This window comes from Roseateles sp. GW821-FHT09B06 (assembly GCF_059418245.1).
Map to the genome: position 1 here is coordinate 35,090 of NZ_JBWKPM010000033.1, position 14,710 is coordinate 49,799.

The 14,710-nt window shown below is 70.8% G+C and carries 13 protein-coding genes; 4 read left to right on the top strand and 9 right to left on the bottom strand.

Going from position 1 to position 14,710, the window contains the following annotated elements; all coding sequences use genetic code 11:
* Positions 1–104: 104 nt before the first annotated feature.
* The 8 genes from mdoH to AC07OQ_RS21415 form a co-directional block, all read right to left on the bottom strand.
* Complete coding sequence (gene mdoH / locus AC07OQ_RS21380; RefSeq protein ID WP_495055153.1) at positions 105–2,213, bottom strand: glucans biosynthesis glucosyltransferase MdoH; 2,109 nt, start codon at positions 2,211–2,213, stop codon at positions 105–107.
* Positions 2,186–3,709: a glucan biosynthesis protein G gene (locus tag AC07OQ_RS21385; RefSeq protein ID WP_495055154.1), complete on the bottom strand. Its 1,524-nt coding sequence runs from the start codon at positions 3,707–3,709 to the stop codon at positions 2,186–2,188. Before AC07OQ_RS21385 ends, mdoH begins: the two co-directional genes overlap by 28 nt.
* Before the next feature lie 161 nt (positions 3,710–3,870).
* Positions 3,871–5,265, bottom strand: coding sequence for a sigma 54-interacting transcriptional regulator (locus AC07OQ_RS21390; protein ID WP_495055155.1), 1,395 nt, complete (start codon positions 5,263–5,265; stop codon positions 3,871–3,873).
* Complete coding sequence (locus tag AC07OQ_RS21395) at positions 5,262–5,861, bottom strand: hypothetical protein (protein ID WP_495055156.1); 600 nt, start codon at positions 5,859–5,861, stop codon at positions 5,262–5,264. The genes AC07OQ_RS21390 and AC07OQ_RS21395 overlap by 4 nt, the downstream gene beginning before the upstream one ends.
* Positions 5,848–7,269 (bottom strand): HAMP domain-containing sensor histidine kinase, encoded by a 1,422-nt coding sequence (locus AC07OQ_RS21400; RefSeq protein WP_495055157.1) that lies wholly within the window; start codon positions 7,267–7,269, stop codon positions 5,848–5,850. The genes AC07OQ_RS21395 and AC07OQ_RS21400 overlap by 14 nt, the downstream gene beginning before the upstream one ends.
* A gap of 43 nt (positions 7,270–7,312) precedes the next feature.
* A complete protein-coding gene (locus tag AC07OQ_RS21405) occupies positions 7,313–7,822 on the bottom strand; it encodes a TlpA family protein disulfide reductase (RefSeq protein WP_495055158.1) in 510 nt (169 codons plus the stop codon).
* A 35-nt stretch (positions 7,823–7,857) separates the two neighbouring features.
* The gene (locus AC07OQ_RS21410) at positions 7,858–9,003 is read right to left on the bottom strand and encodes a hypothetical protein (protein WP_495055159.1); all 1,146 of its coding nucleotides are present in this window, start codon (positions 9,001–9,003) and stop codon (positions 7,858–7,860) included.
* A gap of 307 nt (positions 9,004–9,310) precedes the next feature.
* Positions 9,311–10,555 (bottom strand): CaiB/BaiF CoA transferase family protein, encoded by a 1,245-nt coding sequence (locus tag AC07OQ_RS21415; protein WP_495055160.1) that lies wholly within the window; start codon positions 10,553–10,555, stop codon positions 9,311–9,313.
* A gap of 39 nt (positions 10,556–10,594) precedes the next feature.
* Between AC07OQ_RS21415 and AC07OQ_RS21420 the strand changes: the two genes are divergently transcribed.
* Genes AC07OQ_RS21420 through AC07OQ_RS21430 form a run of 3 tightly spaced genes read left to right on the top strand, consistent with a single transcriptional unit; the run spans position 10,595 to position 11,811 of the window.
* The gene (locus tag AC07OQ_RS21420) at positions 10,595–11,089 is read left to right on the top strand and encodes a hypothetical protein (protein ID WP_495055161.1); all 495 of its coding nucleotides are present in this window, start codon (positions 10,595–10,597) and stop codon (positions 11,087–11,089) included.
* 31 nt (positions 11,090–11,120) lie between these two features.
* Positions 11,121–11,534, top strand: coding sequence for a PTS sugar transporter subunit IIA (locus AC07OQ_RS21425; RefSeq protein WP_495055162.1), 414 nt, complete (start codon positions 11,121–11,123; stop codon positions 11,532–11,534).
* Between the two features lie 7 nt (positions 11,535–11,541).
* Positions 11,542–11,811 (top strand): HPr family phosphocarrier protein, encoded by a 270-nt coding sequence (locus AC07OQ_RS21430; protein ID WP_495055163.1) that lies wholly within the window; start codon positions 11,542–11,544, stop codon positions 11,809–11,811.
* Positions 11,812–11,857: 46 nt separating this feature from the next.
* Here the strand turns inward: AC07OQ_RS21430 and AC07OQ_RS21435 are convergent, their stop codons facing one another.
* The gene (locus tag AC07OQ_RS21435) at positions 11,858–12,700 is read right to left on the bottom strand and encodes a GNAT family N-acetyltransferase (protein ID WP_495055164.1); all 843 of its coding nucleotides are present in this window, start codon (positions 12,698–12,700) and stop codon (positions 11,858–11,860) included.
* Positions 12,701–12,810: 110 nt separating this feature from the next.
* Between AC07OQ_RS21435 and ptsP the strand changes: the two genes are divergently transcribed.
* Positions 12,811–14,595, top strand: a complete 1,785-nt coding sequence (gene ptsP, locus AC07OQ_RS21440) for a phosphoenolpyruvate--protein phosphotransferase (protein ID WP_495055165.1) — start codon at positions 12,811–12,813, stop codon at positions 14,593–14,595.
* The last annotated feature ends 115 nt before the right edge of the window (positions 14,596–14,710 follow it).

Consider the following 14,710-nt stretch of genomic DNA (forward strand, 5'->3'; position numbering starts at 1 on the left):
TGGCATGAGATCGCGGCGGTCCGGGCGAGGTCCGGCAAGACCTGACCCCGACCGCGAGCTCCAGGGAGGGGCGACCGCAACGCCGGCGCCGTTGGGCGGCGGTCTCAGGCCGCCCGCAGCCCTATTTCATCCCGCCGCAGCCACATCAGGCTGGCCGGTTCGCTGAGGCAGCGCATGCGCTCGGTCGCGGCCAGCCGTTGGCCGTCGCCGATCGCGCTCAGGTGGGCATGTCGGGTGCGACCGCGCAGGCCATGGCCGGTGCGGCGCGTGCCCATGGCCTGGCGCGCCAGCTCGAACAGCCGGCCGCTGCGCAGGGCCTCGGCCCAGTCGGGCGTGGGGGCGGCCAGCTCCGCATAGGTCCAGGCGTGGCGCAGCACCGAGGGCGGCCGAGCCTCCTCCGGAATCAGCAGCAGCCGGGCGCGGCGCAGCCTGGCGCCGATGCTGCTGCGGCTGGTCAGCACCGTGATCGGCGCGGCCAGCAGCAGCGGCAGCGCGATCGGCGCCAGCCAGACCAGGGTCGAGGGCCGCAGCAGCGCCAGCGGCAGGGCCAGCAGCAGCACGGCGAGGCTCAGCGGCGCGTAATGTGCGAAGGCCTCGCGCCAGCTCACATCGCTGGCCTCGCGTGGCGGCGAGCGCCATTCGATCGGCCGGCCCCGCAGCGCACCGAGCAGACCGCCCAGCACGAACATCGTATGGGCCGCCATGCGCAGCGGTGCCTGCAGCATCGACAGGCCGGCCTCCAGCAGGCTGCCCGCCAGCAGCGCCGCGCTGCCGCCGTGCTGGGCCTGCTCGCCCTTCAGGATCACGGCCAGCAGGCCCAGCACGCGGGGCAGCGCCAGCATCGCGATGGTGCCGGCCCACAGCCCCAGCACGCCACGCGGCAGGCCCTCCGGGGGCAGCAGCGCGTCGCCGCTGCCGCTCAGCCACAGCAGCGCGCCCAGGCCCACATAGAGCAGCCACAGCGGCGCCGACAGATAGGCCAGCGCACCGGTCAGCAGCATCGCGCGATGCACCGCGTGCAGGCCCGGCTCGGCGATCAGGCGCGCATTCTGCAGATTGCCCTGGCACCAGCGGCGGTCGCGCTGCAGCTCGGCCAGCAGATGCGGGGGCTGCTGCTCGTAGCTGCCGGGCAGGTCGTGCACCAGCCAGACATGGTAGCCGGCGCGGCGCATCAGCGCGGCCTCGACGAAGTCGTGCGACATGATGTCGCGCCCGTGCAGCGGCGCCAGCGCGCAGTGCCGCATGAAGGGTTCGACGCGGATGATGGCGTTGTGGCCCCAGTAATGCGCCTCGCCCAGCTGCCAGTACTGCATGCCCGCCGTGAACAGGCGTCCGGCCACGCGGCCGGCGAACTGCTGGGCGCGCGCATGCAGGGTGTCGTGGCCGCAGGCCTGCGGCGCGGCCTGCAGGATGCCGGCGCCGGGATGCGCCTCCATCAGCCGCACCAGGCCCAGCAGGCAGTCGCCGCTCATCACGCTGTCGGCGTCCAGCACCACCATATAGCGGTAGTTGCGGCCCCAGCGGCGGCAGAAGTCGGCCACGTTGCCGGCCTTCTTCCTGCCGCGGCGCTGGCGCCAGCGGTAGTGGATGCGGCCCTGGCCGGCAAAGCGCTGGCGCAACTGCCCCCAAGCGGCCAGCTCGGCTGTCCGCACGTCGGGGTCGCTGCTGTCCGACAGGATGTAGACGTCGAACAGGCGCAGCGCGCCCGAGGCCGCCAGCGACTCGCAGGTGGCGCGCAGGCCGGCCATCACGGTGGCGACGTTCTCGTTGCAGATCGGCATGATCAGCGCGGTGCGGGCGTCGGCCGAGAGCGGCTTGAGGCCGGTGTCCTGGCGCGACATCGCATGCGGGTCGCCGCGCAGCGTGACCCAGAAGCCCATCACCGCGGTCAGGCAGCCGGCGCTGACCCAGGCGAACAGCAGGGCGAACAGGCCGATCTGCAGGCTTTGCAGCAGCGCGTTGCCGCCGACCGGCTGGGCGCGCGCCAGCACCACGGTGGCCAGCAGGGTGGACAGCAGCACGCCGACCATCAGGGTGCGGCGGCGCCGCTGCGCAGCGCGCTCCCAGGGCGCCGCTGTAGCGGCGGCGGGGCGGGCGCCCTCGATGGGGCTCTGACTGCCCCAGGGGCGGGGCAGCATGGCGCCGCGCATGATGGGCGGCATGCCGGCAGCGACCGGGCGACCGGTCAGCGGGGGGGAATTGTCGTGCTCCATGTTTCCGTCAAGGCCTGCTGGTTGTGTTGCAGAAAGCCGCGCAGCTCGGTGGGCTGCGAGGGGCGGAGTTGCTGCACGCGGACCGTCATGCGCCAGGCGCCGGTGACCGGGTTGCGGTAGGCATTGCGTTCGGTGATGCGGCCGTTGGCGTCGGTGCTGAGCACCGCCTCGACCTTGGCCTCGGCCGGCAGCGCGGCCAGCGCCGGGCCGTTGAAATCGACCACGTATTGCTGCTCGTTGGCGGCCAGCGCGGCAAAGCCCCGGCCGACGCGGCTCTGCGTGACCCAGGCGCCGGGCGGCCGCTGCTGCTGTTCGCCCTGCAGATGCAGGCGGTAGCCGAAGTCCAGCGGCTGGCCGGGCGCCGGCAGCTTCTCGGGCACCCAGTAGGCGACCACGTTGTCGTTGGTCTCGTCGGGCGTGTGCAGCAGCATCAGCTCGACGCGGCCGGGGCCCCAGTCGCCGACGGGCTCGATCCAGGCGCTCGGGCGCAGCTCGTAGCGCGCCTCGGTGTCCTCGTAGTTGGCGAAGGCGCGGTCGCGCTGCATCAGGCCGAAGCCGCGCAGGCCCTTCATCGCGAACGAGGTGGTCAGCGTGCCGGACGGGTTGATCAGCGGGCGCCAGATCCATTCGCCCTCGCCGGTGGCCACCATCAGGCCGTCGGAGTCGTGCACCTCGGGGCGGAAGTCGGTGCGGTGCGGCTGGTTCTCGCCGAACATGTACATGCTGGTCAGCGGCGCCAGCGCCAGGGTCCTGACCGACTCGCGCAGGTAGAGCCGGCTCTGCACGTCGACCCGCGTGTTTGCGCCGGGCGCGACCACGAAACGGTAGGCCCCGGTGGCACGCGGCGAGTCCAGCAGCGCATAGATCGTCAGGGTGCCGGCGTCCGCGGCGGGCTTCTCGATCCAGAACTCGGTGAAGCGCGGGAACTCCTCGCCGCGCCGGCGTGCCGGGTCGCCGGTGGTGTCGATGGCCAGGCCGCGCGCCGACAGGCCGTAATGCTGGCCGGCGCCGAGCGCGCGGAAATAGCTGGCGCCCAGGAAGACGACCAGCTCGTCCTTGTAGGCCGGGTTGTTGAGCGCGTAGTGGGCGCGGAAGCCGGCGAAGCCCAGATCGCCCCAGCGGGTGGCGAACTTGTTCTTGCCGTAGTCGAAGTCCTCGCGCTGGAAGGCGATGTTGCGCACGCCCTGGGGCGTCACCTCGTTGATGCGCACCGCCTGGGTCTGGAACTTGCCCAGATGGAAGAACATCAGCTCGAAGGGCAGCTTCTGATCGCGCCACAGCGCGCGCTCGGGCTTGAAGCGGATGTCGCGGTACTGGTCGTAGCTCAGGGCCTTGAGCTCGTCGGGCAGGGCCAGGGACGGTGCCGCATAGGGGCGCTGGGCCAGCTGGCGCGCCTTCGCGGCCACCTCGTCCAGGTCGAAGGCCTGCGCCGATCCGCCGGTCAGCAGGGCGGTGCCGAGCAGCAGGCCGTGGAGGGGGAGGAGATGTTTAGGCATTGGGATGCTTACAGCGAATCCCATGCCAGCTTGAAAAAGCTTTCTAGATCAAAGGCTTGCGTGAAAAAGCCGGGGCCGGCGGCGGAGAAGCGTCGCCGTCCGGCGACAGGCCGCCGGCGCTCTTTGCCAAGTGCTTGATGGCAAAGGAAAAATCCCTGTCGCTAGGCGGCGACAGGAGGGTCTGCGGGCCCATCATCGCTGCGGCCATCGGCACGGAACAGGCCCGGTGTCAGCCCATGCTTCTGCAGCAGGCGATAGAACTCGGTGCGGTTGCGGTCGGCCAGGCGGGCGGCGTCCGCCACATGGCCGTCGGTCAGCTTCAGCAGATCGACCAGATAGGCATATTCGAAACGCCGGCGCGCCTCGGCATAGGACAGCACCTCCATGCTGGGCACGCGCAGCGCGCGCTGCACCAGGCTCAGCGGGATCAGCGGCGTGGTGGCCAGCGCGCTGACCTGCTCCACCACGTTGTGCAGCTGGCGCACATTGCCCGGCCAGGCGGCGGTGCTCAGGGCCTTCAGCGCGTCGGGGGCAAAGCCGTTCAGGCGCTTGCCGTACTTGTCGGCCAGGCGGGCCAGGAAATGCTGGGCCAGCAGGGGGATGTCCTCGCGGCGTTGCGCCAGCGTGGGCATGTCCAGCGCGACGACATTGAGCCGGTAGAACAGGTCCTCGCGGAACTGGCCCTCGGCCATGGCCGCGTCCAGGTCGCGGTGGGTGGCCGAGAGCAGGCGCACGTCGACCGGCACGCTGTCGCTGGCGCCCACCGGCCGCACCTGGCGCTCCTGCAGCACGCGCAGCAGCTTGACCTGCAGCGGCAGCGGCATGTCGCCGATCTCGTCCAGGAACAGGGTGCCGCCGTTGGCGGCCTGGAACAGGCCGCGGTGATGGGCCACCGCGCCGGTGAAGGCGCCCTTGACATGGCCGAACAGCTCGGACTCCAGCAGCGATTCGGGGATGGCGCCGCAGTTCACCGCCACGAAGGGCTTGGCGGCGCGCGGGCTGGCCTTGTGGATGGCCTGGGCCAGCAGCTCCTTGCCGCTGCCGCTCTCGCCGCGTATCAGCACGCTGGCCTGCGAGGCCGCCACCAGCTTGGCCTCGGCCAGCAATTCGGCCATCGCGTTGGAGCGGCTGACTATGGATACGCGCCAGGCCTCGGCCGGCTGCTCGGCCGGCAGCGCCTGGGGCGCGGCCAGCGCCAGGGCCTCGCGGATGGTTTCCAGCAGGGCCTTGCCGTCGAAGGGCTTGGTCAGATAGGTGTAGACGCCGCGCGTGGTGGCCTCGACCGCGTCCGGGATGGTGCCATGCGCGGTCAGCAGGATCACCGGCAGCGCCGGATCGCGCTCGCGGATCGCGTCGAACAGTGCCAGGCCATCCTTGCCGGGCAGTTGCACGTCGCTGATCACCAGGGCCGGGCGCTGCACCGCGATCTGGGCCAGCGCGGCCTCGGCGCTCTCCACCGCGGTGATCTGATAGCCGGCGGCCAGCAGCCGCATCGACAGCAGTTTCAGCAGGTCGGCATCGTCGTCGACCAGCAGCAGGCGCGCGCCGACGCTCATTTCGGCGCGGCCGGTGTCGAGGCCGGCGGGGTTGCGGGGGGGCGGCTGTGCAGGCTGCGCTCGATGGCCTTCAGGGCCTCCAGCTTTTCGTTGAGCTGGTCCAGGCGGCGCTGGTTGTCGCGCGCCTGCTGATTGAGCCGCTCGATCTCGCCCTCCAGCCGGCGCTGTTCGGCCAGGCGCGAGGCCAGCACGCGCGCCAGCCCCTGCCAGGCCCGGGCCTCCGGCGCCTCGCTGCGCTGCAGCGGGTTCAGCAGGTTCTGGGCGCGCGTCAGCTCGCCGGGGTTGGCATGGCTGAGGCTGAGCGTCAGCGCCAGCTGCAGGGCCGCGGCCGGGGCCAGGTTGGCGTCATCGGCCGGCGCACCGGCGGCGACGATCTCCTGAGCCAGCTCGGCCGGCGCCAGCTTGTGGAGGCGCTCGTGCTGGGCCAGGAACTGCCGGGCCGCCTGATCGGCCGGCTCGACCTTGGGCACGAGGACCTCCACGCGCTGCTCGCGGATCTCGATCTTGGGCGGCAGCGGCACACAGGCGGTCAGGCCGGCCAGCAGGGCCATGGGCAGCAGTCGGAGCAGCGATAGCGGATGGTCAGGGACTGGCATGGGGCAACTGGATCCTGAAATGGGCGCCGGGTTCGGTGGGCATCAGCTCGATGGCCCCGCCATGGGCGGCAATGTATTCCTGCACGATGGACAGCCCGACCCCGGTGCCGCGCAGCGCGCCGTCGGGCTGGCGCTCGCCGCGGTAGAAGGGCTCGAACACGCGCGCTCGGTCGGCCGGCGCGATGCCCGGGCCCTGATCCGTGATGTCGATGAGCACATGGCCGGCCCGCTGCGACAGATGCAAGCGGATGCCGCCGCCGATGGGGCTGAAGCGTATCGCATTGGACAGCAGGTTCGCGAGCGCCGTGCCCAGCTTGTCGGGGTCGACCGCGGCCTCGACCGGGTCGCCGTCCACCTCGACGCGCAATTGCCGTGCCTGCCACTGCAGGCGCTGGGCCTCGACCAGGCCACGGATCAGCGCGGCCAGGTCGGTGGGGCGGCGCTGCAGCTGGCGCGCCTCGAAGGCGGCGGCGTTGAAGCGCAGCAGATCCTCGATCTGGCGCTGCAACTGGGCGGTGTTGTGGGCCAGGATGCGGGCGATCTCGCGCTGGTCGGGACTCAGCTCGCCGGCCACGCCGTCCTCCAGCAGGGCCACGCCCTCGCGCAACGCGGCCAGCGGCGTCTTCAGCTCGTGCGAGACATGGCGCAGAAAGCGCGCCTTGTCGGCGTCCAGCTCGGCCAGGCGCAGGCGCAGCCAGTCCAGGCGCTGGCCCAGCGAGCGCAGATCGCTGGGCCCCTCGATCTCGACCGGGTTCTCCAGCCGGTTCTCGCCCAGGCCGACGATGGCCCGCTCCAGTCGGCGCAGCGGCCTGGTCAGCCAGACGCCGAACAGCAGCGACAGCGCGGCCGCCAGCACGATGGCGCCGGCCACCTGGCGGCCCAGGCGGATGCGGCCATCCTCCAGCTGCTGCTGCAGCGCCTGGCTGCGGGCCTGGACCTGGCGCTGCATGGCGGCGCCGATCTCCTGGCCGAGGTCGTCGAGCTCGCGGAACAGCGCGGCCAGCACCGGCTCCTGGCGGCGCGCCGGGCCGGGGCTGTCGAGCCGGGCGCGGATCGCGCCCAGCAGCTCGCGCCAGGCGCCGGCCTGCGGGGCCGACAGCTGCTGGGCCTGCAGTTGCAGCAGCAGTTGCTCGGCGTCGCCGGCGGCTTCCTCGAAGCGCTGGCGCAGCACGCGGTCCTCCAGCACCAGGTATTGGCGCGCGGCGCGCTCCATCGCGACCTGGCGTTCGGTCAGCTGCTGCAGGGTGGTGTTGAGCTGGCCGGCGCGCTCGGCCGCGTCGCGGCTTTGCAGGGTCAGGCGCTCCAGCGTGAACAGCCCCCCCAGCGAGGCGGCGGCCAGCAGGCCGGCAATCAGCAGGAAGCCGATCAGCAGCAACTGGCGGAACGAGGCGCGGTACAGCGTCAGCATGCGGGCGTCGGCAGGCGGCGGGTCGGGCCGCCGGGGCGGTCGATCAGGTCTCGGCCAGCAACTGCTCGACCAGCCCGTGCAGCGCGGCAAAGTCCGGCGCGCCGACGTAGCGCTTGACGATCTCGCCGCGCTTGTTGATCAGCAGGGTGGTCGGGGTCAGGCGCACGTCGCCGAACTTCTGGGCGATGGCGCCGGTGTTGTCGATCGCGACGCCGAAGGGCAGCTTGCGGCTTTGCGCGAAGTTGGCCACGAAGGCCGGCGGGTCGTAGCTCATCGCCACCGCCAGGGTGTCGAAGCCGCGCGCCTTGTATTTCTCGTGCGTGGCGACGATCTCGGGCATCTCGGCCACGCAGGTGGTGCAGCTGGTGGCCCAGAAATTCACCAGCATGACCTTGCCCTTCCACTGCACGGACTCGGCCTTGGCGCCGTCCAGCAGCACGTAGTTGAAGGCCGGCGCGGTTTCGCGCTGGGCCAGGCTCTGATAGGCCAGCAGGCCGGCACCGGCCAGCAGGGCCAGGGCCACGGCGGGGACAAGGAGGCGGCTCGACTTCATGGGCTCAGTGTAGACCAGGGGCTGGCGCCCCGTTGTTACAGGGCCTTGGAGAGTTCGAACAGCAGCACCGAGGGCAGGGCGTCGGCCACATGGCGGCGCGCGATGCGGGCCAGGCCGTCGGCGGTGGCGGTGGAGAGCTGGGTCTGGTGGTCCTCGTCCAGCACCTCGATCAGGCTGAACTGCGGCACCTCGCGGCGCAGCTCGGCCAGCAGCATCTCGAAGCCGGGCCCGCGCTGGGCGCTCTCGAACAGGATGGCGTGCGGCAGACCCTCGGCGCAGAAGCGCAGCGCCTCGTCGGCGCTGTCGACCATGTCGATGATCAGGCCCATGTGCTGCACCGCCTCCTGCAGCTGGCCGCGCAGCTCGTGGCGCGGCGAGACGATCAGCAGATGGCTGCCGGCCAGCGGCTTGGGCTTGCCCGAGGGCGCGAGTTCGGCGTCGGCCAGGGCGGCCGCGGCGGCGGCCGCGCCGGACTCCTCGCTCATGCCGGGCGGGAACTCGAGGGTCAGCGTGGTGAAGCCGGCCTGGTCTTCGCGCAGCGGCAGCACGCCCAGGGTCAGGGCGGTCTGTTCCACCAGGCGCCAGGCCAGCGAGTTCAGGGCCGAGGGCGGCGTGCGGGCCTCGGCCGGTGCGTCCAGCGAGCGGTGCGCGAAGCGGCATACCAGGCGGGGCTTGGCCGGCCAGGGCGTCAGGTCCAGGCGCAGATCGATCGAGGAATGGGTGCTGGTCAGGGTCCAGTCCAGCAGCGCATTGAACAGCGAGTACATCAGCGCGCCGTCCGCCAGCACCTCGACCGGCTTGAGTGCCTGGCGCACCTGGATGCCGCGCGCCTGGGTGTCGCGGCTGCGCTGGGCCAGCACGCCGCGCAGCAGCTGGGCCAGCTGCAGCCGTTCGCGCGCCAGCCGCAGCTGGCCGGAGGCCAGCCGCGCCAGTTGCTGGCCCATGATGCCGGCCTCGCGCGCCTGGGCCACGCTCTCGCGCAGCGTGCGCAGGCCCTGGCGGTCGATCTGGCCGGTGACGCTGAGGTCGTGGATGCGCTCCAGTGCGGCGCTCAGCGGCCCGGCGATCTCGGCACCCAGCTGCTGCATGATCTCGGCCCATTGCGCATGGCTCAGCCCCTGCGCCACATCGTTGGCGGCGCCGCTGACCGGTGCGGAAGGGGCGGGCGTTGGGTTGGACATGGAGCGCAGGGTCGGGGTTCCGGGCGGGCTTGTTGTTGGGCTTTGTACGGCTAGGGCGACAGGGAGCCGGAACTCCTGAAGCGGTCGCCATGGTCCGAGCGCCCCCCTGGAGCGTCCATCCCCCGTCCCGGGGGAAACACCCATGGCGGTGCCGCGCGCTGCGGCGATCCGAGAACTATCTCACGCTCGGGCCAGCGTCAGCAGATGGTGCAGCAGGGCGTCGGGCGCGCTGATCATGGCGTCGTGGCCGGTGGCGATCTCCAGCACCAGGCACCATGCCAGGCGCCATGCACCAGGACGAAATCGCTCATTGCACGGCACCTTGTTCGCGCAGGGCGGCGATCTCGGCGGGGGACAGGCCCGCCTCGGCCAGGATCTCCGCGCTGTGCTGGCCCAGCAGCGGCGGCGGGTGGCGGTAGCCGACCGGCGTGAGCGACAGCTTCATCGGGCTGGCCACCAGGCGCAGCGCGTCGCTGAGCGGGTGCGCCATCGCCACGGTCATGTCGCGGGCCTGGACCTGCGGGTCGGCAAACACCTCGGCCAGATTGTTGATCGCGCCGCAGGGCACCTTGGCGGCTTCCAGGGCGGCGAGCCAGTCGTTGCGCGGGCGGCTGCGGATGACGGCCGCGATCTCGGGTACCAGCAGCTCGCGGTGGCGCACGCGCCCGGCGTTCTTGGCGAAGCGCGCGTCCGCCGACCAGTCGGGGCGGCCCGCGATCTCGGCGAACTTGGCGAACTGGCCATCGTTGCCGACCGCCAGGATCAGGTGGCCATCGCTGGCCTCGAACACCTGGTAGGGCACGATGTTCTGGTGCGCATTGCCCATGCGGCCCGGCGGCTGGCCGGTGCAGAGGTAGTTGCTGCCCAGATTGGCCAGCGTCGCCACCTGGGTGTCCAAGAGGGCCATGTCGATCACCTGGCCCTGGCCGGTGGCGTCGCGGTGGCGCAGCGCGGCCAGGATCGCGACCGTGGCATAGAGGCCGGTGAACAGGTCGGCCACGGCCACGCCCACCTTCTGCGGACCGCCGCCGGGCAGGTCGTCGCGTTCGCCGGTGACGCTCATCAGGCCGCCCAGGCCCTGCACCGCGTAGTCGTAGCCGGCGCGGTCCTTGTAGGGGCCGGTCTGGCCGAAGCCGGTGATCGAGCAGACGACCAGGCCGGGGTGGTCGGCCAGCAGGCTTTGCGCGTCGAGGCCGTAGCGTGCCAGGTCGCCGACCTTGAAGTTCTCCACCAGCACGTCGACCTGGCCGGCCAGGCGCCGGATCAAGGCCTGACCCTCGGGCCGGGCGATGTCCACCGCCAGCGAGCGCTTGTTGCGGTTGGCGCCCAGGTAATAGGCGGCCTCGGAGCTGTCCCGCCCGTCGCGGTCCTTCAGATAGGGCGGGCCCCAGGCTCGGGTGTCGTCGCCGCTGCCGGGGCGTTCGATCTTGATCACGTCGGCGCCGAGGTCGGCCAGGGTCTGGGTGCACCAGGGGCCGGCCAGCACGCGCGACAGGTCCAGCACGCGCACGCCGCTCAGGGCGCCGGGAGGGAAGGGGGCGGAGGTCTGCATGTGGCGATTGTGCGGCAGGCCCTTGCGGATAATGGGCGCATGAAGAACAGCAATGCGGCCCTGCCGGGCCTGGTGCTCCTCGTGTTGGCCGCCTGCGCGCCCAGCCTGGACTGGCGCGAGGTGCGCCCCGCCGGCGCGGGCTTGCTGGCCCTGTTCCCCTGCAAGCCCGAGGTCGAGAGTCGCACGCAGCCGGCGGCGATGGGCCTGGCGGTCTGCAAGGCGGCCGGACAGAGCTTCTCGGTGTCCTGGGCCGAGCTGGCCGAGCCGGCCCAGGTGGGCCCGGCGCTGCAGCAGATGCGCGAGACCCTGGCCGCCAAGCTGGAGGCGCGCCCGGCGCCCGGCCAGGCGCTGCAGGTGCCGGGCATGACGCCGAATCCCCAGGCACAGCAGCAGATGCTGGACGGCGCGCAGCAGCATGGTTGGGTGGCCGTGTTCTCCCGGGGGCTGCGGGTCTACCAGGCCACCCAGCTGGGTGCCAAGCCCGATCCGGCGGCCTGGGAGACCTTCGTCGCGGGCTTGCGGCTGGCGCCCTGAACGCACTGCGGCTCCCGACGATAATCAAGCCATGTCTGGCCTCTTGCTGATTGCTCATGCGCCCCTGGCCACCGCCCTGAAGGCGGTGGCCGAGCACACCTTTCCGAACTGTTCGATTCAGCTGTCGGTGCTGGACGTGACGCCCGAGATGTCGGTGGACGAGGTGGAGGTCCGGGCGCGCGCGCTGCTGGCCGAGGCCGGCCATGCCGAATCGCTGGTGCTGACCGACGTGTTCGGTGCCACGCCCTGCAACGCCGCCCAGCGCCTGATCGGCGGGGGCGACCATGTGCGGGTGATCGCCGGCGTCAATGTGCCGATGCTGTGGCGTGCGCTGTGCTACGCGGCCGAGCCGCTCGCCAGCCTGGTGCAGCGCGCCAGCGAGGGTGGCGCGCGCGGCATTGTGACGGGGCCATCCTCGACAGACTCTTCCTCATCAACCTCTTGAACGGCCGATGCTCAAGTCCACGCTCACCATCAGCAACAAACTGGGCCTGCATGCCCGCGCCTCGGCCAAGCTGACCAAGCTGGCAGGCGGTTTCCAATGTGAAGTATTCATGAGTCGCAACGGCCGGCGCGTCAATGCCAAGAGCATCATGGGCGTGATGATGCTGGCGGCGGGCCTGGGTTCCGAGGTGGAACTGGAGACCGAGGGCTCGGACGAGCGGGCCGCCCAGGACGCGATCGCAGCCCTGGTGAACGACAAGTTCGGCGAAGGGCAGTAAGCAGGGCGGCCGTCCCTGGGTGTCAGGGGGCGGCCGTTGGGTCGCCTCAGGCCTGCTCGATGAAATGTCGGCGGTAGCGTGCCGGCAGGTCCTGGATACGCATCAGCAGCGGCAGGTCGGCCGTGTTGAAGTCCGGATCCCAGGCCGGCGCGCCCAGCACCTTGGCGCCGCAGCGCAGATAGCCCTTGATCAGCGGCGGTGCTTCGGCGGCCAGGTCTTGACGCAGTTCGTCCACGGGCAGCGGCAGGCGCGGGCGCACCTGATGCTCGATGCCAGCCAGATGGGTCTGCGACAGCTGTCGCCACAGGCTGGCGGCGTAATGGCCGCCGTCGCGCATGCTGATGCTGGCGCAGCCGATCATCGTGTCCAGTGCGTTGCGCTGCATGAATTCGGCCAGCGCGGCCCACAACAGCATGATGGCGCCGCCCGAGCGGTGCTCCGAGTGCACGCAGGAACGCCCCAACTCCACCATCTGCGGGCGCAGGGCGCGCAGGCGGGTCAGGTCGAACTCGGTTTCGCTGTACAGACCGCCGGCGCGCTTGGCGGCGGCGGGTGTTAGCACGCGGTAGGTGCCGATCACCGGGCCGCTGTGCTGGCCGGGTTCGACGGCGCGCACCAGCAGGTGCTCGCAGAAGGGGTCGAAGGCGTCGATGTCGTGGCCGGCCGGCGCACCCTGGGGCGGGCTCAGGCGGGCGCCCATCTCGTCGACGAAGACGGTATAGCGCAGGCGCTGGGCCTCGCGCACCTCGTCCTCGTGGCGCGCCCAGGCCACATCGAGGCGGGGCTTGGCGCTCGCCTGCGGCCGGCGCTCGGGCTGGGCATGGCTTAGCGGCGGCAGATGCGAAAAAGCAGGCGTGTGGGGAAGCGTGGGCTGTGGGATGTCCCTCATGGGCGGCCTCGTCGTTGCTTGACGAGAGGCATGCTCGGGTGCGCGGGTGACGCCGCCGTGACGGGTGGGTGACGAATCCATGAAGGGGGCCGCGCTGCTACAGTCGGCGCATGAGTTTTCAGGTCTTCGGCATTCCGGTATCGCGCGGCGTGGCCATCGGCCGGGCCGTGCTGGTGGCGTCCAGTCGCGTCGACGTGGCGCATTACTTCATCGGCGCGGATCAGATCGAGGCCGAGATCCAGCGCGCCGTGGCGGCTCGCGATGAGGTCGCGGCGGAGCTGACGGCGCTGCGCGACGACCTGCCCGGCGACGCGCCGCACGAACTGGCGGCCCTGCTTGACGTGCATCTGATGCTGCTGCACGACGAGGCGCTGACCGGCGCGACCAAGCAGTGGATCATCGACCGGCACTACAACGCGGAATGGGCGCTGTCGGCCCAGCTGGAGGTGCTGGCACGCCAGTTCGACGAGATGGAGGATGATTACCTGCGCGAACGCAAGGCCGATTTGGAGCAGGTGGTCGAACGCATCCTCGACGCGCTTGCGCGCGCGCAGGGCAAGGCCGGTATAAGCGCGGCCAGCGTGGTGCAGCGCGACTTTGCCGGCGAGGATCCGCTGTTGCTGGTGGCGGCCGACATCGCGCCGGCCGACATGATGCAGTTCAAGCGCAGCGTGTTCCATGGCTTCATCACCGACATCGGCGGCAAGACCTCGCATACCGCGATCGTGGCGCGCAGCATGGACATCCCGGCCGTGGTGGGCACGCGCGAGGCCTCGCGTCTGATCCGCCAGGACGACTGGGTCATCATCGACGGCGATGTGGGGGCGGTGATCGTCAACCCCTCGCCGATCGTGCTGGAGGAATACCGTTTCCGCCAGCGCCAGAGCGAGCTGGAGCGCGCGCGCTTGACAAGGCTGCGCCACACGCCGGCCGTCACGCTGGACGGCGAGCGGGTCGAGTTGCAGGCCAATATCGAGCTGCCGGCCGATGCGGTCGCTGCCGTCGAGGCGGGAGCCACGGGGGTGGGGCTGTTCCGCAGCGAGTTCCTGTTCATGAACCGCGAGGGTGAATTGCCGGGCGAGGATGAGCAGTTCGAGGCCTACCGTGCGGCCGTCGAGGCGATGAAGGGCATGCCGGTGACGATCCGCACGATCGATATCGGGGCCGACAAGCCGCTGGAGCGCATGACATCGAGCGAGCTGCGACATGAGCATGTGCTGAACCCGGCCATGGGATTGCGCGCGATCCGTTGGAGCCTGGCCGAACCCAGTATGTTTCGCCAGCAACTGCGCGCGATCTATCGCGCCAGCGCCTATGGGAAGCTGCGGCTGCTGATTCCCATGGTGGCGCATCTGGCCGAGATCCGGCAGGTGGGCGAGGCAATCAAGCGGGTGCAGCAGCAACTGACCGAGGCCGGGCAGGCCTATACCCATGTGGAGCTGGGTGTGATGATCGAAATCCCGGCGGCGGCGGTCATGCTGCCGCTGCTGCTGCCGCATGTGGACTTCATCTCGATCGGCACCAACGATCTGATCCAGTACACGCTCGCCATCGATCGTGCCGACGAAGCGGTAGCGCATCTCTACGATCCGTGGCATCCGGCCGTCTTGCAACTGATTGCCGGCTCGATCGCCCAGGCGCGCCAGGCCGGCAAGTCGGTGAGCGTGTGCGGCGAGATGGCGGGTGACGCCATGTTCACCGATCTGTTGCTGGCCATGGGGTTGCGCAATTTTTCGATGCACCCTTCGCAACTCCCCTCGGTCAAGCAGCGCATCCTGCGTGCCGATGCCGGCCGCCTGGCGGCGCTGCTGCCGGAGGTGCTGAATTGTGAGGACCCTCAGCGCAAGGCTGAGCTGGCGTTCGCACCGCAGCGCCCCACAGGCCTGCTGCAGTAGTTCGGTCTGTGTGAACAAAGTTTCTTGTGGCCGGAAAATCTTGTGCTACAGTCGTGGGCTTCGCTGATCACAGCGGCTCGCAAGAGCGGCAGGTGGTGAGTGAAGGGAAGCGAAA